General features: G+C 67.7%; 15 protein-coding genes. 3 read left to right on the top strand and 12 right to left on the bottom strand.

From position 1 onward, the window contains the following. Positions 1–85 precede the first annotated feature (85 nt). The gene (locus tag QHF85_RS34495; protein WP_348652783.1) at positions 86–1525 is read right to left on the bottom strand and encodes a short-chain fatty acyl-CoA regulator family protein; all 1440 of its coding nucleotides are present in this window, start codon (positions 1523–1525) and stop codon (positions 86–88) included. A gap of 202 nt (positions 1526–1727) precedes the next feature. Between QHF85_RS34495 and aceB the strand changes: the two genes are divergently transcribed. Then, entirely contained in the window at positions 1728–3368 is a 1641-nt protein-coding gene (gene aceB, locus QHF85_RS34490) for a malate synthase A (RefSeq protein ID WP_281331634.1), read from the top strand. A gap of 22 nt (positions 3369–3390) precedes the next feature. Further along, complete coding sequence (gene aceA, locus QHF85_RS34485) at positions 3391–4677, top strand: isocitrate lyase (RefSeq protein WP_281331633.1); 1287 nt, start codon at positions 3391–3393, stop codon at positions 4675–4677. 265 nt (positions 4678–4942) lie between these two features. Here the strand turns inward: aceA and murI are convergent, their stop codons facing one another. Continuing rightward, on the bottom strand, positions 4943–5770 hold the full coding sequence (gene murI, locus QHF85_RS34480; RefSeq protein WP_281331632.1) for a glutamate racemase: 828 nt from the start codon (positions 5768–5770) through the stop codon (positions 4943–4945). Continuing rightward, on the bottom strand, positions 5767–7113 hold the full coding sequence (locus QHF85_RS34475; RefSeq protein WP_281331631.1) for a homoserine dehydrogenase: 1347 nt from the start codon (positions 7111–7113) through the stop codon (positions 5767–5769). The genes murI and QHF85_RS34475 overlap by 4 nt, the downstream gene beginning before the upstream one ends. 114 nt (positions 7114–7227) lie before the next feature. Between QHF85_RS34475 and QHF85_RS34470 the strand changes: the two genes are divergently transcribed. Then, on the top strand, positions 7228–9144 hold the full coding sequence (locus QHF85_RS34470; RefSeq protein ID WP_281331630.1) for a type VI secretion system contractile sheath large subunit: 1917 nt from the start codon (positions 7228–7230) through the stop codon (positions 9142–9144). A gap of 191 nt (positions 9145–9335) precedes the next feature. On the opposite strand, the gene tssC is transcribed toward QHF85_RS34470, so the two are convergent. The 9 genes from tssC to tssH form a co-directional block, all read right to left on the bottom strand. Next, complete coding sequence (tssC, locus tag QHF85_RS34465) at positions 9336–10820, bottom strand: type VI secretion system contractile sheath large subunit (RefSeq protein WP_136927923.1); 1485 nt, start codon at positions 10818–10820, stop codon at positions 9336–9338. A 3-nt stretch (positions 10821–10823) separates the two neighbouring features. After that, positions 10824–11315 carry a type VI secretion system contractile sheath small subunit gene (gene tssB / locus QHF85_RS34460; protein WP_136927924.1) on the bottom strand — a complete coding sequence of 164 codons (492 nt, stop codon included), beginning with the start codon at positions 11313–11315 and terminating at the stop codon, positions 10824–10826. A gap of 196 nt (positions 11316–11511) precedes the next feature. After that, positions 11512–13185, bottom strand: a complete 1674-nt coding sequence (tssA, locus tag QHF85_RS34455) for a type VI secretion system protein TssA (RefSeq protein WP_281331629.1) — start codon at positions 13183–13185, stop codon at positions 11512–11514. A gap of 127 nt (positions 13186–13312) precedes the next feature. Continuing rightward, positions 13313–14290 carry a type VI secretion system-associated protein TagF gene (tagF, locus tag QHF85_RS34450; protein WP_281331628.1) on the bottom strand — a complete coding sequence of 326 codons (978 nt, stop codon included), beginning with the start codon at positions 14288–14290 and terminating at the stop codon, positions 13313–13315. A gap of 117 nt (positions 14291–14407) precedes the next feature. Further along, positions 14408–18166: a type VI secretion system membrane subunit TssM gene (tssM, locus tag QHF85_RS34445; protein ID WP_281331627.1), complete on the bottom strand. Its 3759-nt coding sequence runs from the start codon at positions 18164–18166 to the stop codon at positions 14408–14410. 40 nt (positions 18167–18206) lie between these two features. Beyond that, entirely contained in the window at positions 18207–18884 is a 678-nt protein-coding gene (locus tag QHF85_RS34440) for a DotU family type IV/VI secretion system protein (protein WP_281331626.1), read from the bottom strand. Positions 18885–18919: 35 nt separating this feature from the next. Next, entirely contained in the window at positions 18920–20278 is a 1359-nt protein-coding gene (gene tssK, locus QHF85_RS34435; protein WP_281331625.1) for a type VI secretion system baseplate subunit TssK, read from the bottom strand. 38 nt (positions 20279–20316) lie between these two features. Beyond that, positions 20317–21009 (bottom strand): type VI secretion system lipoprotein TssJ, encoded by a 693-nt coding sequence (gene tssJ, locus QHF85_RS34430; RefSeq protein WP_281312230.1) that lies wholly within the window; start codon positions 21007–21009, stop codon positions 20317–20319. A 127-nt stretch (positions 21010–21136) separates the two neighbouring features. Further along, positions 21137–23360, bottom strand: a 2224-nt coding sequence (gene tssH / locus QHF85_RS34425) for a type VI secretion system ATPase TssH (RefSeq protein WP_281331624.1), incomplete at its 5' end; no start/stop codon positions are given.

The raw sequence follows: 23360 nt of genomic DNA, 5'->3' as shown, positions 1-23360 counted from the left end.
CCAAAGGTCCAGGGCTGGCCCTGGTCCGGGTCCAGGGGTGGACAACCCCTGGTCGGGTCCGGGGTGAAACCCCGGCGCTACGCTCTCACCGCTTCGGCGTGGGCCCGAAGAAGCTCACGCCGCGCATGTTCTCGTCGATCCGGAGTGGGTGCTGCATGGGCGGGAAGACGCGCTGCTCGCAGTCGTGGTGCTCGCAGAGCCTGCAGGTCACGCCTACGGGGACGAGTGCTTCGTTGCTCTCCACGTCGACGCCGTCCGAGTAGACGAGCTCTCGCGCGAATCGGGCCTCGCAGCCGATGCTGACGGAGAGCATCGAGTGTGGCGCGTGGTAGCCGCCGCGATCGTTGCGCACGGTCCTTGCGACGCAGAAGTACTTCGTTCCGTCGGTCATGCGGGAGAGTTGCACGCGGATCATCCCTGGCGTCAGGAATGCTGTGTGGACGGCCCAGCGCGGACAGGCTCCGTTGAAGCGCGCGAAGCGGATGCCTGAGCCGCTGAAGCGCTTCGAGATGTTGCCGGCGATGTCGATGCGCAGAAAGTGGAAGGGCACGCCTTCGGCGCTGGGGCGGCGCAGGGTGGTCAAGCGGTGGCAGACTTGCTCGAAGCTCGTGCCGAAGCGGTGGGCCAGGAGCTCGATGTCGTATCGTTCGGCGCGCGCGGCTTCGTGGAAGGGGCCGTAGGGCATGAGCAGTGCGGCGGCGAAGTAGTTGGCGAGTGCTACGCGGGCGAGGGCGCGGGATTCGGCCGTCGAGAGGCCGCTCTCGTCGGCGAGCAGCCGGTCGATCGCTTCGCTTGCCGAGAGCAGGCCGATCTGGTGGGCGAGCTGGAAGCGGCGGCTGCGGGGGGGCAAGAGCTCGGACAAACTGAGGCGACGTGATTCGCGATCGTAGCGACGCATGGCCTTGCGTTCGTCGGCGACGTGCAGCAGGCGTACTTCGGCGCCGTGCTCCTTTTCGAGGTAACGCACGAGCGAACGGTAGACGTCGTCGGATTCGAGCCTGCCGCGGGCGCGGACTTCGTCGGCGGCGTCCTCGAGTGTGGGGAAGTGGTTCATGTGCCGCTGGATCAGGTCGCTGACCTCCTCCGTTGGCAATCGTGTGGGCTCCACGCCGGCCACGCCTTCGCCGCCTTCGAGCCGCTCGGAGAGCGTTTCGGCGGATTCTCGGGTATCGCGATAGGCGCGATAGAGCGCGATCACGGCTTTCGCGAGGGCGGGAGAGCTCGCTGCGAGCTCTTTGAGATCGCTCGTCGTCACGCTGTGGTTGTCGAAGAGCGGATCGCCGAATGCTTCGCGTAGATCCGAGACGATCGAGAGGTCGCCGCCTGTCCCGAACGTGGACAGGTCGAGGTCGAAGAGCTGCGCCAGCTTGATGAGCATGGGCGCTGTGAGGGGGCGCCGGTTGTTCTCGATCAGGTTGAGGTAGCTCGGCGAGATCCCTAGCCGATCGGCGAGTTGCCCTTGCGTCATGTTTTCGCGTCGACGCAGTGCCCTCACCTTTCCGCCCAGCATCGTGTTTTCGGCCATAGCGCAAAGCAGCGGAGCTCTTGAGGTTTACTCGGTTACCTCGGAGCGGGAGTTTACAACCTTTACAACCGTGACTGCAAGTAAAACGTTGGAGCCGTACATACGTAACATCCTGAATTTGTTTCGTTCATTGACGACAGACGGCGAACACCAAATAGTTCGTATGTCACGACGCGCAGCGTTGGACGCGGAGCGTTGAGCCATGCACGGAACCTCTTCGCAGGTCGCTATCCTCGGCCCCACAACCCCCTCCCAGGGCGATGTGCTCACGCCCGAGGCGCTTCGCTTCGTCGTCGACCTCACGCGCGCGTTTCGCGGGCGCATCGACGCCCTCCTCGCCCGGCGAGCCGAGCGGCGCGCGCGTTTCCTCGCCGGCGAGCGCCCCGATTTCCTCGAAGAGACGGCCGAGCTGCGCGCCGCGGATTGGTCCGTCGCGGCCATCCCCGACGACATCCAGGACCGACGCGTCGAGATCACCGGCCCCGTCGACCGGAAGATGATCATCAATGCCCTGAACTCCGGCGCGAACGTGTTCATGGCCGACTTCGAGGACGCGACGTCGCCGACATTCGCGAACCTCGTCGAAGGGCAAAAAAATCTCGCCGACGCCGTGCGGGGCTCGATCGGCTACGTCGATCCCACCTCGGGCAAGTCGTACACGCTCGGCGAGCGCACGGCCGTCCTCTTCGTTCGCCCGCGCGGCCTGCACCTGCCGGAGAACCACGTGCTCGTGGACGGCCGGCCCATTCCGGGCTCGCTCTTCGATTTCGGCTTTTACTTCTTCCACAACGCCCGCGCCCTCGTGGAGCGCGGAAAGCGCCCCTATTTCTACCTGCCGAAGCTCGAGAGCCACCTCGAAGCGCGCCTCTGGAACGACGTCTTTCTGCGCGCGCAGGCCGAGCTCGATCTGCCGCCCGGCACCATCCGCGCCACCGTGCTCGTCGAGACGCTGCCCGCTGCGTTCGAGATGGACGAGATCCTCCACGAGCTGCGCGAACACTCGGCCGGGCTGAACTGCGGCCGCTGGGACTACATCTTCAGCTTCATCAAAAAGCTCGGCGCAGACCCGGCATTCATCCTGCCAGACCGAGCCGTCATCACGATGGATCGTCCGTTCCTGAAGGCCTACACGGACCTCGTCGTCAAGACGTGCCACCGCCGCGGCGCCCACGCGATGGGCGGAATGGCCGCGCAGATCCCGATCAAAGGCGACGAGGCGCGCAGCCGCGCCGCCCTGGACAAGGTTCGAGCGGACAAACTCCGCGAAGTCCACGCAGGACACGACGGGACGTGGGTCGCCCACCCGGGGCTCGTGCCGATCGCGCGCCAGATCTTCGACGCGCACATGGACGGACCGAACCAGCTCGACGTGAAGCGCGAGGACGTGGACGTCCACGCCGAGGATCTCGTGCGCGTCCCCGACGGCCCCCGCACCGAGGCGGGCCTCCGGCACAACATCAAGGTAGGCGTGCTCTACATCGAGGCATGGCTGCGCGGCGTCGGCTGCGTGCCGCTCTACGATCTGATGGAGGACGCCGCGACGGCCGAGATCTGTCGCGCGCAGGTCTGGCAATGGCAGCACCACGGCGTGTCCGTCGAGGGCACGCCGCTCGATCGCGCGCGGCTCGTCCGCACGATCGACGAGACGATGGCAGAGCTCGCAGAGGAGCGCGGCCCCGAAGCGTTCGCCCGCGGACGCTTCGAGGAGGCCCGCGAGCTCTTCACCACGCTCACCACCTCGGACGATCTCGAAGAGTTCCTCACGCTGCCCGCGTACGAACGTCTCCTCGCCCTTTCATCCACGTCGGCGGGGGAAACCGAAAAGGCGCCCGTCGCCGCATGAACCGCTGAAGGAGTGAGTCGCCATGTCCGTCGCGTATCCGCTTCCCATTCGACCGTCCGCCGTCGCTGAAGACGGCCTCGTGCCGAACCGCTTTCAAGGCATCGTGCGCCCCTACACGGAGGCCGACGTGGAGCGCCTGCGCGGCTCGTTCCACATCGAGCACACGCTCGCGAAGCTCGGCGCGCAGCGGCTCTGGGAGCTCCTGCACACCGAGGACTACGTGGCGGCGCTCGGCGCCATGACGGGCAACCAGGCGATGCAGCAAGTGCGCGCGGGCCTGAAGGCGATCTACCTGAGCGGCTGGCAAGTCGCGGCCGACGCGAACCTCGCAGGCGAGATGTACCCGGATCAGAGCCTCTACCCGGCAAACAGCGTCCCGAGCGTGGTGCGCCGGATCAACCAGGCCCTGCTCCGCGCCGACCAGATCGATCACGCCGAGGGCAAACGGGAGCGGCACTGGCTCGCGCCGATCGTGGCCGACGCAGAGGCCGGCTTCGGCGGCCCGCTGAACGCATTCGAGCTGATGAAGGGGATGATCGAGGCGGGCGCCGCAGGCGTGCACTTCGAGGACCAGCTCGCGTCGGAGAAGAAGTGCGGCCACATGGGCGGCAAGGTGCTCGTGCCGACGAGCCAGTTCGTCCGGACACTCGTGGCGGCGCGGCTCGCGTCCGACGTGATGGGCGTGCCGACGCTCCTCGTGGCCCGCACGGACGCCGACAGCGCGAAGCTCCTGACGAGCGACGTCGATCCACGAGATCGCCCGTTCCTCACGGGGCAACGCACGCCCGAGGGTTTCTTCCAGTTCAAGGGCGGCCTCGACGCCGCGATCGCGCGCGCGCTCGCCTACGCGCCGTACGCAGACATGCTCTGGTGCGAGACGAGCAAGCCGGACATCGAAGAAGCGCGCAAATTCGCCGAGGGCGTCCACGCAAAATTCCCGGGCAAGCTGCTCGCCTACAACTGCTCGCCGTCGTTCAACTGGAAGAAGAACCTCGACGATCTGACGATCGCAAAGTTCCAGCGCGAGCTCGGGGCCATGGGCTACAAGTTCCAGTTCGTCACGCTGGCCGGCTTCCACGCGCTGAACCACGGGATGTACGAGCTCGCCCGCGAGTACAAGGTGCGCGGCATGAGCGCCTACTCGGAGCTGCAGCAAGCCGAGTTCGCCGCAGAAAAGGCCGGCTACACGGCAACGCGCCACCAGCGCGAAGTGGGCACGGGCTATTTCGATCAGGTCGCGCAAGTCGTCTCGGGCGGCCTCGCCTCGACACTCGCGCTGAACGAGTCGACCGAAGCTCACCAGTTCTGAAGGGGATGCGCGGGGCTTTGCCCCGCACCCCAGAAGGGGGCTGTCCGCCCCCTTCACCCCGGACCAAGCGCGGCCTGGACCGGGGGCGGAAAAACCGCGCAATGCGCGGTTTTTCCGACAAGACCACGAGCGGGCTGGCCACCGGGCCCGTTCGATGAACTGCGCATCGCGCAGTTCATCGACCTTCGGTCCAGGCCGCGCCTGGTCCGGGTCCAGGGGTGGACAACCCCTGGTCGGGTCCGGGGTGAAACCCCGGCGCTCCCCGTCACAGATCGATCTGGTGCACGTCACCAAGCGGCTCGCCGAGGAAGCGCTCGGCGACCGTAGAAAAACTCTTCGGGAGGTCTGTCACGAAGAGCTCGAGTTTGCCGCGCGCCGTGCGTGTCGTGCGTTGCCCGCGCTCGGTGAGGAAGGCCGAGACGTCGTCTGCCGTCGCGGATGCGCTGTCCACGATCGGGATCGGCCTGCCTGCGAGCGAGGTGGCCTCGGCCTCGATGACTTGCTGGAGCAGGGGGAAATGCGTGCATCCGAGCACCACGCAGCGCGCGCCTGCGCGCACCAGCGGCTCGAGGTAACGCTGGGAGACGAGGCGCGGCACTTCCCCTTCGAGCCAGCCTTCCTCTGCCAGCGAGACGAGCAGCGGCGCGGGTTGACCGAACACCTCGGTCCGCGTCGAGAGCGAGGCGACTGCGCGCGGATATGCGCCCGAGGTGATTGTCCCTGTCGTGCCGAGCACGCCCACTGCGCCGCCCTCTGCGGCTGCGACGGCTGCGCGCGCGCCGGGCACGATCACGCCGAGCACGGGGCGGTCGAGCTCCACGCGCAGCATGTCGAGCGCGACAGCGCTCACGGTGTTGCAGGCGACCACGATCGCCTTTACGCCGCGGTTCACGAGGACGCGCGCGCAGCCGAGCGCGTATCGCACGACGGTCTCCGCGGAGCGCGTTCCGTAGGGCACGCGCGCTGTGTCGCCGAGGTAGACGATGTCCTCCCCGGGGCACCGCGCCCGGAGCGCGCGTACGACGGTCAAGCCGCCGAGGCCGGAGTCGAAGACGCCGAGCGGGGCGTCGGGATCGAGGTGCGAGCCCGTCACGAGACCTCGATGCGATAGAGGCGCGGCGGCGCGGCGAAGAGACCCTCCCCGTGCATTCGTTCGAGTGCGGCGGTCACGTTTCCTTCTCGCGCCACGTGCGTGATCACCACGATGTCCACGGGATCGCCCGGCGACGCGGGGCGCTCGGATTGCACCATCTGCTCCAGGCTCACGCCGCGCTCCCCGAGCCCGCCTGCGATCCGCGCCATCAGCCCGGGCCGCTCCGGCGCCGAGAGACGCAGGTAATACCGCGTCTCGACGTCCGCCTGTGGTTTCACCGGGCGCGGCTCCATCGCGATGCCCCGCGTGAGCAGCCCCGATGCGCCGGCCACGATCGAGCGCCCCACGTCGAGGATGTCGCTCACTACGCTCACGGCCGTCGGCAGATCCCCGGCGCCGCGGCCGTAGAGCATGCACGGGCCGAGCGCGCGGCCTTCGAGCAGGATCGCGTTCAGCACGCCCGATACGTTCGCGAGCACGCTCGTCTTCGGGATGAGCGTCGGGTGCACGCGGAGCTCGATCGCGTCGCCGAAATCGCGGCCGATCGCGAGGTGCTTGATCACGTAGCCGAAGCGCTCGGCGTAGCGGTGATCTCGCTCCTCGATGCCCTCGATCCCCTCCACGTGCAGCGCGCTCGCCGGCACCCTCGCGCCGAACGCCAGCATCGCCAGCACGGCGAGCTTGTGCGCGGCGTCGTGGCCGCCTGTATCGAGCGAGGGATCGGCCTCCGCGTAGCCTTTCGCCTGGGCCTCGCGCACCGCCTCGTCGAGGCTGAGCCCGCCCTCGCGCATGCGCCCGAGCACGTAATTGCAGGTGCCGTTGACGATGCCCGCGAGCCGCTCGACCCAGTCGCTCGCGAACGCCTCGCGCAGGGTGCGGATGATGGGGATGCCGCCGCCGACGGCCCCCTCGAACGCGAGATCGGTCCCGCGCGCGATCGCGAGGTCCACGAGCCGCGGCCCGTGCTTCGCCAAGAGCAGCTTGTTCGCCGTGACGACGCCCTTGCCCGCCGCGATCGCGCGCTCCACGAGCTCGAGCGCGGCCCCCTCGCCGCCCATCACCTCGACGACCACGTCGATCTCCGGGTCGTCGACGACGTCCTCGGGGCGCGTCGTGATCCAGCGCGGATCACAGGCCGCGACGCGCTCTTTCCCGGGATCACGCACGAGCACGCGGCGCACTTCGAGCGGCGCGCCGACCCGACCTTCGAGCCAGCGCGCGTTTGCCGCGCAGAGCTCGAGCACGCCGCCGCCGACGGTGCCGCACCCGAGCAGGCCGAGCCGGATCGATCCGCGCCGCGGAGAGGTCGTGGAGGCCGCCTCGGGGTTCGCAGGGCCACGCATGGGCGCCGAGCTTAGCAGGGCCCGGCCCACGTCAAAGAAAGCCGCGCGGCCGTGATTTCACACGCCGCGATTGCCGCTTCTCCCGCGCGCGCTCCCCCCCTACACTCCTCGGCCATGGCCGCCGAAACGAAGGGTTTCATGAAGGGTGGGATGAACTTCAACGTGGGCGACGAGGCCCCCGAGCAACTGGAGCAGACCGAGGGGCCGCTCCTGCCGCTCCGCGTGCTCGTGGTCGCGGATCTCTTGCCACGCGACGAGCACAACGCCGGCGCCAGCGCGCCCGAGCTCGCGGTGCGGGTCGATCCGCTCGCGTTCGACGACCTCTTCACGCGCCTGCGCCCGCGCGTCGCCATCGAGGTGCCGAGCGTGCTCGCCGAGGGCAACCGCGCGCGCGTCGATCTCGCGCCGACCAGCCTCAAGAGCTTCCGGCCCGATGGGCTGCTCACGGAGGTCCCGCTCCTCCGCTCGCTCCTCGACGGCAAGCTGACGCTGGAGAAGCTCCGCGACGGATCGCTCGATCGCGATCAGGCCCGCGTCGAGCTCGACCGGATCTGGAGCTCCTCGCCCTTCGTGCGTGACGTCCTCCGCCTCGTCTCGGAGGCGGGCAGCGCGCCCCGCGCCGCGAGTTTTTCCGCGCCCACGCAGGCCGCGACCGAGGCATCGGTCGCCTCGATCCTCGACATGGTCGAGACCGATCCGAGCCGCGCCGAGTCCGCGCCCGCGCCCGTCGTGCCCTCGCGACCGCAGGCCCCCGCCGCCGACGCCCGCTTCGGCGCGCTCATTTCGGCCGTCGCGAACGCCGGCAAGTCGAGCTCGGCCCGCTTCAGCCCGCAGGAGGCCATCCAGCGCGTCGAGAAGGCCATCGGCGCGCAGCTCGGCGCGATCCTCCAGCACCCCGAGGTGCGCCGCCTGGAGGAGGCCTGGCGTGGCCTCCAGCTCTTCGTCGATCGCTCGAAGGGGACGAAGGGCCTCAAGATCGATGTCGTCTGCGCGCGGCCCGAGCTCGCGGCGATGGCGCTCGAGCGCGCGGCCCGTCAGAGCGCTGGCGGCGAGCCCCCCGTCTCCTGCGCGATCGTGGACGTCACGATCACCGGCACCTCCGCGACGCTCGCCCAGCTCGAAGAGATCGCCCGCGTCGCGGAAGCGCAGACCGTGCCCGTCGTGGTGAACGCCTCGCACGCGCTCCTCGGCCTGGATCGGCTCGCCGATCTCGAACGGCTCGACAACAAGATCGCCCTGTTCTCCACGCCGGATCAGGTGCGCTGGCAGTCCACGGCGCAGAAGCCCGCGATGCGCTGGGTGACGATGGCGATGAACGGCATCCTGGCGCGCGCCGCGTACGACAAGGCGACCTCGCGCGTGCGGGAGATGGTGGTCAAGGAGGAGCCGGCGGACGAGGGCGCGATGGTCTGGATCGCGCCGGCCTACGGCGTGGGCGCGCTCATCACGACGAGCTTCCGCGAGACGCGCTGGCCATGCCGCGTCGTGGGCGCCCGCAGCGGCGGCACGCTCGGAAACCTGACGATCCACGAGGTGCGTGGGCAAGTCGACGACGCCGAGGTCGTGGCGATCCCGACGCAGGCGTTCGTCTCGACAGACTCGCAGCGCGAGCTCTCGAAGGCGGGCGTGCTCCTGCTCGCTTCGGCCCCGAACAGCGACTCGATCTACGTGCTCGCCGCCCCGACGTCGTACGTGCCGCCGCCCAAGCGCACGTACGACAGCGCCTCCACGGAGCCCGAGGCGCGGCTCGAACGGGTCTCCTTGGTCGATCAGCTCTTCGTGGCCCGGGTCGTCCAGTTCCTGCGCGTCATCGCCGGCCGTTTGCCCGGGAACGTCGCGCCCTCCGAGGCGAAATCGCTCGTGGATCGCTCGCTCTGGGCGCTCTTCGAGGACGCCAAGCCCGGCAGCGTGGAGATCGTGGTGAACGCACACGCGACCTCGGACGGCACCGCCGTCGCCGTCACGATCCGCCCGCGCCGCTTCCTCGGCGTCGCGCTGGAGGAGTTCTCGCTCGAATTCTTGGTGGGTTAGGCGGCGCCGGGGCGCTGCCCCGGACCCCGCGGGGGCTATCCGCCCAAAGGCCCGGACCAGGGCCAGCCCTGGACCTTTGGTGCAAAGGCCGCGATGCGGCCTTTGCCAAGGGCGGTGAGCAGAGCACAAAAGCACGAAGGCCGGCTCTTTCGGGCCGGCCTTCGGCGTTTGTCGGGATCAGCCGAAACGGCTCATTCCTTGTCGAGCTTGCCGACGAGGCTCAACGTGAAGAATGCGCCCATGTACTTGAAGTGCGGGCGCACCTGCATGTCGACCTTGTACCAGCCAGCGTTGCCCTCGACCTCGGTCACGATGATACGCGCCTTGCGGAGGGGACGACGGCCGCGGATGCTCGCCGAGACGACGTCCTGATCGGCGACGAACTGCGAGATCCAGTCGTTGAGCTCCTTCTCGAGATCGGCGCGCTCCTTCCACGTACCGATCTGCTCGCGCTGCAGCACCTTCAGGTAGTGCGCAATGCGGGCCATGATGAACATGTACGGGAGCTGCGTGCCGAGGCGATAGTTGAGCTCGGCGGCGCGGCCCTCCTCGCTCTGGCCGAAGTACTTCGGCTTCTGCACGCTGTTCGCCGAGAAGAAGCACGCGTTGTCCGAGTCCTTGCGGTAGGTGAGGCCGATGAAGCCCTCCTCCGAAAGCTCGTACTCGCGGCGCTCCGTGAGCATGATCTCGGTGGGGATCTTCGTCTGGATCTCGCCCATCGCCTCGTACTGGTGGAGCGGCAGGTTCTCGACCGAGCCGCCCGCCTGCGGGCCGATGATGTTCGGGCACCAGCGGTACTTGGCGAAGCTGTCCGCCAGGCGCGTCGCGAACGCGAAGACGGCGTTGCCCCAGCAGTACGAATCGTGCTGGCCGATGACGTTCTCCTCGTAGTTGAACTCCTTCACGGGCACGGTGTTCGCGCCGTAGGGGAGGCGGAGGAGGAAGCGCGGCATCACGAGGCCGACGTAGCGGGAGTCCTCGGTCTCGCGGAAGGCGTTGTACTTCGTGTACTGCGGGCCTTCGAAGAGCGCCTTGAGGTCCTTCAGGTTCGGCAGGTTGAGGTAGTCCTTCAGGCCGAAGAACTGCGGGCCGGCCGCGGCGATGAAGGGCGCGTGCGACATCGTCGCGACGGAGGCGCACTTCTGCAGGAGGCTGATGTCCTGCGGGCCGGGGCCAAACTCGTAGTTCGCGATGATCGCGCCGTAGGGACGGCCGCCGAACTGGCCGAACTCCGCCGAGTAGACGAGCTTGTAAAGGCCGCTCTTGGGCACCTCGGGGGCGTCCTCGAAATCGGCGAGCAGGTCTTCCTTCGAGCAGTTCAAGAGCTCGACCTTGACGTTCTCGCGGAAGTCCGTGCGGTCCACGACGAACTTCAGGCCGCGCCACGCCGACTCCAGCTTCTGGAACGTCGGGTGGTGGAGGATCTCGTCGATCTGGCGCGACAGCTTCGCGTCGATCTCGGCGATCAGCGCGTCGACGAGGGCCTTGTCGACCTTCTCGCCCTCGCGCTTCGGCGCGATGAGCTCCGCGATGAAGGCCTGGACGCCGCGCTTGGCGACCTCGTAGCCCTCGTCGCCCGGAGCCATCTTCGTCTCCGAGAGGATGTCGTCGAGAAGGCTGCCGCCTTCGAGCGTCTGTACGCCCGCGCCGCCTTGCGCCTGATGCTCGGAAGCCATCGGTTACTCCTCCCCCTGCTTGAGACCGAGCTCGTTGATGAGCCGGTTGCGCTGGGCCGGATCGTTCAAGATCGTCTGAATCTTGTTGCGGAACGCCTTCTCGTTGCCGAGCGGGCCCTTCAGCGCGGTGAGCGCGGCGCGGAGCTCGAGCAGCTTCTTCAGCTCGGGCACCTGGTTGGCGATCGCCGCCGGCTCCATATCCGACAAACGGCGGAACTTGAGGTTGACGTTGAGCTCGTTGTCCTCGTTCTCCGACAGGCGATCCTTGACCGCCATGTTGAGCGAGAGCTTCTGCTCAGCCATCACCTTCTGGAAGTTGTCCTTGTCGACGTTGATGGGCTTCCGATCCTCGAGCGGCGTCGGATCGGGGCGCATGGTGTAGTCGCCAAGCATGAGGAGCTTCAGCGGGAGCTCGACCTCTTCCTTCGCGTTCCCCGTCGCTGGCTTGTACGTGATGTTCACGCGTTCTTTCGGCGCGACTGATCCTTCTTTCATCGCGGAAGGCTCCTTTCCCCTACGCTTGGGAGCTACTTGCTCCGAGCGGCCTTTCCGAGCCGCCCTACGTTGAATACGTGATTGCCGTCAGGTCGGGGCCCACCTCGACAGGCGGCCAGAGAATACCGCAAACTACCCCGACTTCGTCCATCGTTATCTTTCCGAACGAGTTCGCTCTTTCTCACTACGCGGGCGCTCAGGTGACCGAGATGCGGAAGGCCGCGGCGGCATCCAGCTCGCAGAGCCGCTCGAACGCCTCGTTCTCACGCTTACGCGCTTCCTCGCTCACCTCGTATCCCTGGTTCAACCCGCGGAGCGCCGTGTAAAGCGCCCCGTAGAGCTCCGCGCAGAGCTCCGGATCCCACTCGTCGAGTTTGTGCTGCTTCGCCATGCGCTCGAGCCCGTCGAGCTGCGCGCGCGCGATCGCGAGCTGTCCGAGCTGCAGACAAACCTGCGCGATCGCGAGCTTGCCGCGGAACTTGTCGACCGGCGTGACCGCCTGCCCCGCGACCTTCGCCACGGCCTGGATCGCGCCGAGCGGATCGCCATTCTCGATGAGGTTTCGCGCCTCGCCGATCGCCTTGTCGAGCGCGCGGAACCCCTTCCCTCCCGGCGCGCCGCCCGCCGCCGCGCCGCCTCCGCCTCCGCCTCCGCCCGATCCGAGGACCGGACGAACCTCGGCGTCGATCCACGCCTTCGTGAGATCGTCGGCGAGCGGGACGCCGTCGTTGAACGTGAGATCCGGTAGCGTCGGCGCGCGCTGCAAGAGCAGTCCCACCTCGCGCAAATGCGCGAGCTTCGCGTCCGCATACCCGAGCTGCTCGAGCGCGTTCGAGACGTGCCGGTGCGGATCGAGCCAGAGCCGATGCTCCGAGACGACCTCGTCGACCGACGCGAGGATGCCATCCCAGTTGCTCGCCTCGGCCATGCCGTCGAACGCGCCGCGCACGTGATCCGGCGGCGAGGGCAGGTAGGTTTGTCCGCCCTCGGCCGGCGGATCCTGCTGAAAGAAGAGCCAGAGCCCGATGCGGCTGACGCGATACGCGAACGCGTTCGACGGATCGGCCGCGCGCAGCGCCTCGCCCGCGCGCATGAGCAACGTGCTCACCTGATCGAGCACCGCGTTCGCCGAGTCCGGGTCCGTGATGGCCGTCCCATCCGGCACGGAGACCTCGACCGGCGCTGTCTCCACCGGCGCCGAATACGCAGGAGGCGGCGGCGCAGGGCGCGCCACGGCCGCAGGCGCCGGCGCCGCGCGCTCGACCGGCGGCGGCGGCGGAGGCGGCGGCGGAGGCGGAGGCGGCGGCGGCGGCGGCGGCGGCGGCGGCGGCGGAGGCGCTTCCTTCGGGACACTCGCGAGCATGCGCCGCGACGACTCGCGCAAGCTGCCCATGCCCGGGTACGCGTCGCCGAGTTTGTCCCGGAGCTCTCCGTCGAGCTGGCGGCTCTGTTGATCGAGCGCGCCGACGATGTCCGCGTCCTTCGCCGTCGGGCTGAAGGTCCCGACCGCGGCGGCGACCTGATCGCCGTACCAGCTCATCAAGTTGCCGCGCGTTCGCGGGCGCTTGATGGGCGGATACATCTTGTCCCAGAACGCGGTGTTCAGCTCGTTGATGACCACGAGCCCATCGACCGCGCCCTGGATCCCGTCCGTGTGTGCCTTCGCCGCCGCGTAATACACCGCGAGACGAAAGTCCTTCGACTTCTCGGTGAGCAGCTCCTCGGCGTTCGTCGCGATCTTCGACCAGTCGATCTTGCCGCCCTCGAGGGACTGCGCCTTGTCGACCTCGGCCTTGATCGCCTCGAAGAGCTCGTCGTACGAGACGTCCTGCCCAACACCCCCCGAGATCGGCTCGATCAACGCCGACACTCGGTTCTTTGCAGTCTCTACCGCGTCACTCGCCGCCATGGACGGCATCATACCCGCGGGTCGCGCAGGTTCGCATCACGTGTGCGCGGTTCGAACGACACGCGCGCCGTTCGCGTGCGCGCCCGCGTTATTGACCGAGGCCTTCGAGGAAGCCCGAGATCGTGAGCTCCGAGCGCGCCACGAGGCCGTCGAGCTGCACGCCGAGGGCGCGGCGCGAGGTGGGCTCGTCGACCGTCGGAGGACGGCAGAGCTCCACCACGTGATCGGCATATCCCGTCGGGGCGATGAGCTCACGGAACGAGCCCACGTGCGGCGGGCCGAGGTGCAGCAGCATCGTCTGCTGCGGGACCCAGAACGCATTGAGCAGCGTGTTCTTCCAGGCCCCGAGGCGCAGCGTCATGTCCATCCACACGGCCGCCGCGTACGCGTCGCCCGCGCCGAGCGGAAGACGAATGCAGAGACCCGTCTTCGGGTTCTCCTGGCCGCGGAACGGATCGACCGACGCGAAGACGTTCTGCAAGACCCAGAAGCGGCTCGCGTCCGTGCCGAAGCCCGTCTCCCAGAGCGCCTTCATCGACTGCGTGGTGAGCCACGAGCGATACCCCGCGCCCGCGGCGTCCGCGTCTTCGAGCGAAGGCGGGACGATGCGCGAGACGCGATCGACGAACGCGTCGACCGGGAGCGTGCGCCCGCTCGTGGCGATCTCGTACGACGAGGCGAGCAGCGACCAGAGCGCGATCGGCAGCGACGCGCCGGCCGACACGAGCTGGCCATAATCGTACGAAGCAAAAACGACCATCGGGTACGTACGACCCGCGTTGTCGCCGCTCGCGGCCCAGGCGCCGACCATGCCGCGCGTGGGAGGTTCGTCGCCTTTGCCTTCGCCGTGAAAGATGAAGAGCCCGACGGAAGGCTGGTAGACGCCGTCGAACGAGGGGCCGAGCGCGCGACGCGCGAAATCGAGGCCCCCGCCGAGCCAGCGATCGAACGCCGCGAGCTCGTCTCCGCCGGCATTGAAGCGGATGAAATCACCCGTCGCAGGCAGCTTGCCGAAGCAGCCAATCTGCGGGGGGCTCGCGGGACCCTTCTTCTTTCGCCAGAACATCACCGGCCCGGCTCACAAATACACGAACCCCCTCTTTTTACAAGGGGGCGTGCTGCCGCGGGCGAACCCTTCGAGGGCATTCCACAGGCTGCTACGCGGCGCCTGTGGAACACCATCTCAAGAGCCCTTCTTGCCGCCGAAGCTGTCGCCAATGCTGGGGGGGCAGTTGGACGCGCGGAAGAAGCTGTTGACGAAAGGATGATTGGCGCGGGTGGGGCGCACTTCCATCGTCACCGTCACGGGCGGCGCGGTCATCTGCCACGTCACCGTGAACACGCTGTCCTTGTCCTTCTCGGCCGTCGTCGTGCCCGCCTCGAACAGGCGGAAGATGCCCCAGGGGCCTTCCCGCACGAGCTCCTCGTCGAGCCCGCCAGCGCCGCGCACGCGAAGACGCGCGCCGGTCTGCTTCTCGCCCGGCCAGGTGAACGTGTGCCAGAACTCCTTCTCGTTCCGATACAGGCGCTTCTGGCCGTCGATCTCGAAGAGCACCTCGCTGACGATCGGGCTCACCGTCTTCAGGTTGACGTTGAACGTCACCTGCGGTTTCTCGCCGCCGCTCGGCCACAGGGCCTCGGTGATCTCGTGTGCCCTGTGCAGGCAGGGATAGAGCATCGCGTTGAAGGGCGTGAACGGCTTCGCCGGCTTCGGACGACCCTCGAGGCCGCCCTTCGGGACGAAGTCGTGGCCCACGCGGATGTGGAAGTCGTTGAGGTGCTGCTCGTAGAAGCCCCAGAGGATGCCCTCCTTCGGCTTGAAGAACGCGATCGTGTCCTCGAACGAAGCGTCACGCGACGCCGCGAGATCGAAGGGATACCGATCCTTGATGTTCTCGCGGAAAGGCGGCCACACGACGACTTCCCAGAGCCCGCTCGCAGACCCGCCGGCGCTGCGCATGACGGCCTTGTAGGCCTGGCGGAGCGGGTTCATGAGCAGCGGCGTCATGAGCTCCTGGCCCGTCTCGTCCATCTTGAGCAGGAGCTTCTCGGTCTCGCGCACGGCCTCGCCGAACTTTTCGCGCGCGTTCTGCGTGCTGGCGCCGGGCGGCGCGTCCTCGATGCCGCCCATCTCGGCCGCGAGCTGCTCCAGGTGGCCGATGTACTTCGAGAGCTCCGCCGGCGTCATCGGCGGCGGGGGCTGGCCCTCGGCCGCGGGCTTCTGCTGCTCGGGCACGCCGAAGCGCACCATCGAGCGGAACTTGTCCGGGACCGGATCGTACGGGCCGGCCGCGTTGCCGCCGCCGCCGAACTTGACGAGGTCCGACACGCGGCCCGTCGTCCCGGTGCGCGTGCTGAACGACGAGTCGATGCGGCGCTTCACGCGCTCCTTCACCTGATCGAGCACGCCGCCGTCGGCCATGACCTGCTGCTCGGCCTGGTTGTCCACCAGGTCGAACTGCGTGTTGTCCTCGAGCGCGCGGAGCAGGCGCTGGTAGGGCCAGTCCGGCGTGGAGAGAACGCGGAACTCCTCGATCGCCTCTTTGTTGTTCGGCGGGATCTCGACGGAGATGTCCCGGAAGAACTCGAGCCACTCGCGGATGTACTGCGCGTCGTAGTCCTGCCGCACGCGCGCGAGGGCCTGCGCGATCTTGTCGCCTTGACGCTCTTCCTCCTGCGTCAGCGGCACGACCCAGCGCTCGCGATCGAGGACCTTGATGCCCTCCTCGAGGCTCGCGACGACCTGCGCGTGGCCCTTCGCCGTGTACGGACCCCGCACGACGAACCACTTGCTCGTGCGCTCCTTCTGGGCGCTCCGCACCTTGCTCAGCACCTCGGGGCGATCCGAGAAGAGATCGTCGAGCGAGAGGGGCGGATACTTCATGTTCTCGCGCGTGTTCGGCCCGTTCTCGTCGTACTTCTCGTCGATGAGCGCGGTGACGAACCGGTCGTAGTAGCGCTGCGTCGGGCCGACGCGGGCGAGGATGTCGCGCGTGCGCTCCACAGTCCGCTTGTCGAGCTCCTCGCCCCGGATCGCGCCGCGGCGGAGCAGGTCGACGTAGTACTTCACGTGCGGCGCGAGCTTCGCCTTGAGATCGGCTTCGGGGATGTCCGTCGTCGGACGCAGGATGTCGGTCCAGAGCTGCAGGAGCTTGCCCGTCTCCCACGCCGTCTCGGACTCGGGCAGCAGGTGGACTTTGTGCTCGTCGGCGAGCAGGAGGTACGTCTTGAGGTCGTTGTACTCCTCGAGGTACTTGCCGCCGGTCGCCGCGTTGAGCCGCTCTTCGAGGCGCGCGCGCACGGGCTTGATGAAGCCTTCGCGCAAGGACGCGATGTACTGGTCCTTCGTCGGCTCGAAGAGTTTGTCGCCCTGATACATACCCCAGCGGTAGCTCACGGGCGCGCCGTCCTCGCGGTACTGATCGAGGAGCTGGGCGTGTGCGCGGAGGTTGTCGAGCTTGTCGACCTTCTCCAGGGGCGAGCTGCCGTCGGTCCACTTCACGTTCGCCGCCTCGCCCGAGATCCGCGAGGTCTCGGCCACGAGCGCGCGGTTGTTCGCGAACGACATCACCGACGGGATGAGCAGGACGACCGCGAGCGCCGCCGCCGCGAACGCCGCCGCGAAGCGCTGGAACCGCCGCCTCCGGACCTCGGCCGCGGTGCGCGCCGCGATGTCCTGGTCCGGGAAGATGACGTTCATGAAGACGTCGCGGAGGAAGTAGCTCTTCGCCTCCGTGGCGCCCGCGGTCGACGACTCGTCCGCGATCGCGGGGCGCAGGCCGAACGCGCTCATCATCGTGCCGAGGACGCGATCGAGGGGTTTTCCCTCCTGCACGCCGCTCGTCATGTAGAAGCCGCGCATGATCGGCGTCGCCAGGCCCGCCGTCTTCGAGGGCTGGAACGCGACGTTCAAAAAGTGCGAGAGGTTCTGCTTGATCGCCGCGAACTCGAGCGGGAACTGGAAGACCTTTTCCTTCGTCCCGCGGCTGCGCTCCGTGACCATGCGGCGGAGCGCGCGGTCGTGCATGCGCTCGACGAGCGTGTCGAACTCGGCGTCGAAGATCTTGCCGGGCTCGCTCTTGTTCGCGTCGAGCTTGACGGTCGCGCCGAAGCCCTGGCCGCGCTCGCTCTTCTTGAGATCGCCGAAGAACTCGGCGAACCCGGAGACGAGGTCCACCTTCGTGAACATCACGTAGACGGGCAGGACCATCTTCAGCGTCGACTGCATCTCGTCGATGCGCGCGCGGACCTTCTTCGCGATCGACTCGACCTGCTCCTCCGTCGCGTCGACGAGCTCCGAGATGCTCACCGCGCAGACGACGCCGTTCACCGGCTTGTCGGGGCGGTACTTGAGGAGCTGCTCGAGGAAGGCCATCCACTCGTCGTGGTCGTCAGCCTCGGTCGTGTAACGGCCCGCGGTGTCGAGGAGGATCGCCTCGTTCGTGAACCACCAGTCGCAGTTGCGCGTGCCGCCGACGCCGCGGACGCCGCCGCCCGCCGGATCGAGGTACGGAAACACGAGGCCCGAGTGGCGAAGCGCGGTCGTCTTCCCCGCGCCGGGCGGGCCGACCATCACGTACCAGGGCAACGAGTACAGCGCGTTCGTGCCGCCCCCGAGCTTCGAGGACTTCAGCGCGTTGATGCCCTCCTGGAGCTGGCGATGCAGCTCCTGGATCTCGGCGCGCCGCTCGGGCTTCGCGTTGAGCGCTTGCTCCTGGGCCTGCTGCGCGATCGCCTTCTCCAGCGCGCGCGCCGCACGCGCCGCGCGGATCCGTCGATACACGACGAGACCAATCAACCCGAGGACCACGACGGCCGTGATGGCGATCGGGATCCACGTCGGGAACACCTCGGCGCTCGGCCCTGGCCCCGTGGGTCTCAGGATGAACCATACGCCCCAGACCAGGGCGAGGAACAACGCGCTCAGGATCCACAGCCACATGGAACGTCTCCCTCGGTCCGGGGCAAACCCCCCCGGCGCTCTACTTGCCGCCGCCCAGCAGCTTCTTGATGGCTTCGGCAGTCGAGTCGGCGTTCGAGCCGATGATGAGCCAAAGGATGAAGATCACGATCAGCGCCAGGATGAGGAACCCGATCGCGATGAAGAGATACGGCAGCTCGCGACGAACAGCGCCACCGCCGCCGTCCTTGCGCTCGGCGTTCGGCGAGAGCTGATCACCCCCGCCCTCCGCCAGCGCGACGTAGTTGCCGAGCCCCTCCACCACCGCCTGGAGCCCTTCCTGGTGCCGGAGACGATATTTCCCCTGAAAGCCAAGGGCCAAACAGAGGAAGTAGATTTGTGCAACGTGCGCGCGGTTGCGCTGGCCGTGCAGGTTGTCGAGGTTCACGAAGAACTGATCACCGGCCGTGTTCAGCTGGAAGAACTGAAGCTGCAGCGGGTTCGAGAGCCACTGCGTCTTGCCCTGCCAGCTCGAGTGGTAGATGACCTCGTCCGCGAAGGCCGCGAGCGCGAACTTCGCGTCGATCATGTCCTGCTCGGGGATCCGAGCCTCGCGACCGTTCTGCATCATCGTCTCGAAGAGCTGCAGGACGCGGCGCTGAAGGATGTCCGGCGCAGGCAGATCCCGCGAGTTCCTGAGCTGCAAGATCAGCGACAGGACATCCGAGCAGACCCAATACATCGACTGCGACAGGCTCATGCGCTCCCCATGATCTCAAAAGCCGCGCGCTTCATTCACTTGCCGCCCTGGACCGCGATCAGCCGGAGATCGACCTTCTGCGGGTCGATCGGCTGGTAGATCGCGATCGTGCCAGAGCCGAGGATATCGTTCCAGTAATCGCCAGCCTGGTCGACGCGGAGGTAGATGACGCCCGGCTTGACCGGGATCGCACCCGGGGGCCGGTATTCGACCGCGACACGCACGCCAGGCATGGCTGCGTTCAGGATGTAACCGATCTGCGTCCACGACCCCATCTTGAGGAGCCGCGGCAGACGCTCGCGCAGCGTCGCTTCGTCCGCGCCCTTCGCCTCGAGGAAGAGCTCGTGCGTGCGCGGGAGCTTCGGATCCTCGAACTTGCCGAGGTACATGCCGTCCTCGCGCTTCTCGAGCGGCACGACGGTGTAGTTCTCCGCGAGCACGCTCGAGACGAGCGTGAGCGCGCGATCGAAGAGCGGCTCGAAGACGCCCTCGAGATCGAGGTAGTTGAACTTCGGGAGCGACGTCGGATCGCCGTCCGCGGCGAACGTGCAGAGCTCGCCGATGAGCGAGCCGATGAGGATGTAACAATCCTCGGGGTGCGCGTTGCCGTGATCGACCATGTGCGAGACGGCGGGGATGAACGCGTTCAGCGTGTGGAGCATCCAGAACTTCGCCGTGTCGGAGAACTGGAAGTCGACCGACGCCGCCGTGCGAAGCCTGCGCCCCTCGGCGAGCGACTTCTGCTTGCCCACCATCGCCGAGAGAATGCGACGCAGCCCCGACATGATGTGGTCGGAGCTGCCGATGTGCGGGATCGGCGGGATGAAGCTCTTCTTGAGGACGATCGCGCCCGTCCGATCCCGCACGAGCTGCCCGATCCGCACGGTCTGGTACGCGTCGCGCGGCTCGGTGCCGAAGAGGATGCGGAGGTTGTAACGAGCCCACACGACCGAGGTGTCGTTGCGGCCCGTCGTCAGATCCGGGACCGTCGTCGTCGCCGCGACGAACCGGATCGCAGGGTTCGCCTTCGCCGGATCGAGCGCGACGTTCGGGTGCGTCTCGCGCACGTTCGGGATCGCCACGAAGACGTCGAGCGCCTCGAGCGCCGCCGGGAACACGCCCTCGAGCGGCCGCGCCTCGACCACGTCCTCGCCGCGATCACCGACGAAGAACGGCGTGCCGTCGGGGAAGAAGCCGTGACACTTGACGAGCTTGAGTTGCCCCGCGGCGAGGGCGCGCTCGTCGAATTGCACGCCCATCACGCCCCACGGATAACTCAAAAGCGCGTTGGTCCGCGCTTGGAGCAGCGCCTCGTGGTACTGGTCCCCTTGCTGAAGATGCTGAGGGGTCATGAAGAGCCCCTCGGTCCAGACGGGCTTGCGCGGGTGGATCATATCGCCCGGTCAGTCTTATCAGAACTCGCCGCGCGGCCCTAGGGGGCCGGGGCGGCCGCCTTCGGCGGAGCGTTGCCGCCCGACGCCTTGGGGAGGTTGACCCTGCGGACCGATGTCGCGTTCGGGAACATCGATTCGTCGAATTCGCTGCCGTTGTCGATCTTCGTGGACTCGACGAAAAAGGCAGTCTTGGGGTCGGCCTGCGCACCGGCGTCGCTCTCGCGCCCGCCGCACTGGGCCTCGCCTGGCATCAGAGGAAACGCGTAGAACGTCTTCCAGCTCTGCCCCTTCGGGCTGTGGAAGAGCGCGACGCCTCCGAGCGTGCTCGCCTCCTTCGCGCGCTCGAACTTCACCTCCACGAGATCGTTCGGAAAAACGCTGACTTCGTCCATCTTGACGATGTCGTCGGCGAGGACCTCCTTGTCGGAGAGGAGGACCTCGTCGTAGGTCGCGTTCTGCATCCGCATCTCGTCCTTCAGCTGGTAGAGCCGGATGACGACGGGGCGCGGGTTCTGGTTCTCGTTCGGGTTGATGTTGTCCGCGGCGTAGATGCGAAGCGTGACGATCTGCACGTCGCACGGCTTCGCTGCCGCGGGCGGCGGGGCCCCGGAGCCGCAGCCGATCGCAAACGAGGAGAGCGCGCCGAGCCCGAGCCCCAGAAAAGAGAGGGAGGCGAGGGCCAGGGCCGCGCGCTTGCGTTTCCAGGAGGTGGTGGACGCTGAGGCCGCCATGGCCCTCCTTTTTATCGGAAGGCGTGGCGCGTGGCCTAGCTTTTTGCCGAAACCGTCGGCCCAGAAACCAAAAGGCCCCCCTCGCCAACGGCGAGAGGGGCCTTGACCCCGAGCGGGTCTTACGCCGTCACTCCGGGAACGTCGCCGTGAAGTTCTTCTGGTCGTCGATGTCGATGAGGAGCTTCTTCGGCATCACGCCCTCGGCCATCTTCGTGAGGATCTCCTGCGAGAGCATCGGCAGGAGCGACGCACGAAGGATGTGGTCGATGTTGCGGGCGCCCGTGTCGACCTCGGTGCAGCGGCTCGCGATGAGATCGACCATGCGGTCCGAGTACGTCGCGTCGATCTTCTGGCTCTTCTTCAGGCGATCGACGAGCGCGTTCAGCTTGAGGCGCGTGATATCGCCGAGGGCCGCCGGCGAGATCGGGATGTACGGCACGACGGTCATACGCGCGAGCAGCGCCGGCTTGAAGTGCGCGGAGAGCGTCGGCTTGATCTCCTCGTAGATCTCGCGGATGACCGGCTCGCGGTTCTCCTCCCACGCCGAGACCACGTGGTTCGTGATCTTATCGGTCGCGAGGTTCGAGGTCATGATGATGACCGTGTTCTTGAAGTCGACGAGCAGGCCCGTGCCGTCCGTGAGCATGCCCTTGTCGAACACCTGGTAGAACAGGTTCATCACGTCCGGATCGGCCTTCTCGCACTCGTCGAGGAGGACGACCGTGTAGGGCCGCTGGCGCACGCCTTCGGTCAGCATGCCGCCCTCGCCGTAGCCGACGTAGCCGGGCGGCGAGCCGATGAGCCGGGAGGTCGTGTGCTTCTCCTGGAACTCGGACATGTTGATCGTGACCATCATGCGCTCGCCGCCGAAGAGCATGTCCGCGAGCGCGAGCGCCGTCTCCGTCTTGCCGACGCCGGACGGGCCGACGAAGAGGAAGACGCCGAGGGGCGTGTTCTGCGGTTTGAGGCCCGCGCGCGCTGCCCGGAGCTCCTTGGCGACCGTCTCGAGGGCGTACTTCTGGCCCTTGATGCGCGTGTTCAGGCGCGACTCCATCTCGACGAGCGCCTTCACGTTGTCGGAGACCATCTTGCCGACGGGGATGCCCGTCCAGGCGCTGACGACGGCCGCGACCATGGCCTCGTCGACGTCGGGCCGGAGCAGCGGCACCTCGCCCTGGCTCTTGTGGAGCTCGCTGATCGCGGCGACGACCTCGCGACGGATCGCGTCCTTCTCCTCCGTCGTCTTCGCCTCGTCCATGCGCTTGCGCGCCTCGAGCACCTTCTTCGCGCCCTCGGACTCGCGGTCGTAGGCGACGCGCGTGTTCTCGAGCTCGACCTGCGACTTCGCGATCTTGCCCTCGAGCTCCTCGATGCGTTCCTCCTCCTGGAGGCGGATGCCGGCGGCGCGATCGCGCTTCAGCGCTTCGAGCTCGCGCGTCAGCGTATCGATGCGAACCTCGATGTCCTCGACTTGCGCGGGCTTCTGCTGGAGCGCGATCTTCACGCGCGCCGAACAGGTGTCGAGCAGATCGACGGCCTTGTCCGGAAGGAGACGGCCCGAGATGTAGCGGGCCGAGAGCTTCACGGCCGCCACGACCGCCTCGTCCGAGACGATGACGTTGTGCGCCTCCTCGAACTTGGGGCGCAGGCCGCGGAGCATGGTGGTCGCGACCGCCTCGCTCGGCTCGTCCACCTTCACGGGCTGGAAGCGCCGCGCGAGCGCCGCGTCCTTCTCGAAGTACTTCTTGTACTCGGCCCACGTCGTGGCCGCGATCGTGCGCAGCTCGCCGCGCGCGAGGGCGGGCTTCAGGAGGTTCGCGGCGTCGCCCGCGCCCTGCTGGTTGCCGGCGCCGATGATCGTGTGCGCCTCGTCGATGAACAGGATGATCGGCTTCGGCGAGCCCTTGATCTCCGAGATGACCTGCTTCATCCGGTTCTCGAACTCGCCCTTCACGCCCGCGCCGGCCTGGAGGAGGCCGAGATCGAGGCCCAGGATCTCCACGCCCTGCATGATCGGCGGGACCTGGTTGTTCACGATCATGAGCGCCATGCCCTCGACGAGGGCCGTCTTGCCGACGCCGCTGTCGCCGACGATGATCGGGTTGTTCTTCCGGCGGCGACCGAGGATGTCGATCATCTGCCGGATCTCGCCCTCACGGCCGAAGATCGGGTCGATCTGGCCTGCGCGCGCGCGGCCCGTGTAGTCCACGCAGTACTTCGCCAGCGCCGAATCCGCCGACGCGCTCGCCGCGCCCTGCGGCAGCCCACCGGGGCCCGCCGCGCCGCCCGCCGCGCCCGCGGCCCCGCCCGGCGCCGTCTCCGCGTCCTCCTTCGATCCCGAGATGATCTTG

Source organism: Polyangium sp. 6x1 (assembly GCF_029946515.1).
In the GTDB taxonomy this organism is placed as follows: domain Bacteria; phylum Myxococcota_A; class Polyangia; order Polyangiales; family Polyangiaceae; genus Polyangium.
Note: the sequence above shows the minus strand (reverse complement) of the source record. Positions and strands in the feature narration are given on the sequence as shown.

What these genes read in the sequence shown, in the direction of transcription:
- QHF85_RS34495 (WP_348652783.1), bottom strand. Translation starts at nt 1,525, where the DNA reads ATGGCCGAAAACACGATGCTGGGCGGAAAGGTGAGGGCACTGCGTCGA.
- aceB (WP_281331634.1), top strand. Translation starts at nt 1,728, where the DNA reads ATGCACGGAACCTCTTCGCAGGTCGCTATCCTCGGCCCCACAACCCCC.
- aceA (WP_281331633.1), top strand. Translation starts at nt 3,391, where the DNA reads ATGTCCGTCGCGTATCCGCTTCCCATTCGACCGTCCGCCGTCGCTGAA.
- QHF85_RS34475 (WP_281331631.1), bottom strand. Translation starts at nt 7,113, where the DNA reads ATGCGTGGCCCTGCGAACCCCGAGGCGGCCTCCACGACCTCTCCGCGG.
- QHF85_RS34470 (WP_281331630.1), top strand. Translation starts at nt 7,228, where the DNA reads ATGGCCGCCGAAACGAAGGGTTTCATGAAGGGTGGGATGAACTTCAAC.
- tssC (WP_136927923.1), bottom strand. Translation starts at nt 10,820, where the DNA reads ATGGCTTCCGAGCATCAGGCGCAAGGCGGCGCGGGCGTACAGACGCTC.
- tssB (WP_136927924.1), bottom strand. Translation starts at nt 11,315, where the DNA reads ATGAAAGAAGGATCAGTCGCGCCGAAAGAACGCGTGAACATCACGTAC.
- tagF (WP_281331628.1), bottom strand. Translation starts at nt 14,290, where the DNA reads ATGTTCTGGCGAAAGAAGAAGGGTCCCGCGAGCCCCCCGCAGATTGGC.
- tssM (WP_281331627.1), bottom strand. Translation starts at nt 18,166, where the DNA reads ATGTGGCTGTGGATCCTGAGCGCGTTGTTCCTCGCCCTGGTCTGGGGC.
- QHF85_RS34440 (WP_281331626.1), bottom strand. Translation starts at nt 18,884, where the DNA reads ATGAGCCTGTCGCAGTCGATGTATTGGGTCTGCTCGGATGTCCTGTCG.
- tssK (WP_281331625.1), bottom strand. Translation starts at nt 20,278, where the DNA reads ATGATCCACCCGCGCAAGCCCGTCTGGACCGAGGGGCTCTTCATGACC.
- tssJ (WP_281312230.1), bottom strand. Translation starts at nt 21,009, where the DNA reads ATGGCGGCCTCAGCGTCCACCACCTCCTGGAAACGCAAGCGCGCGGCC.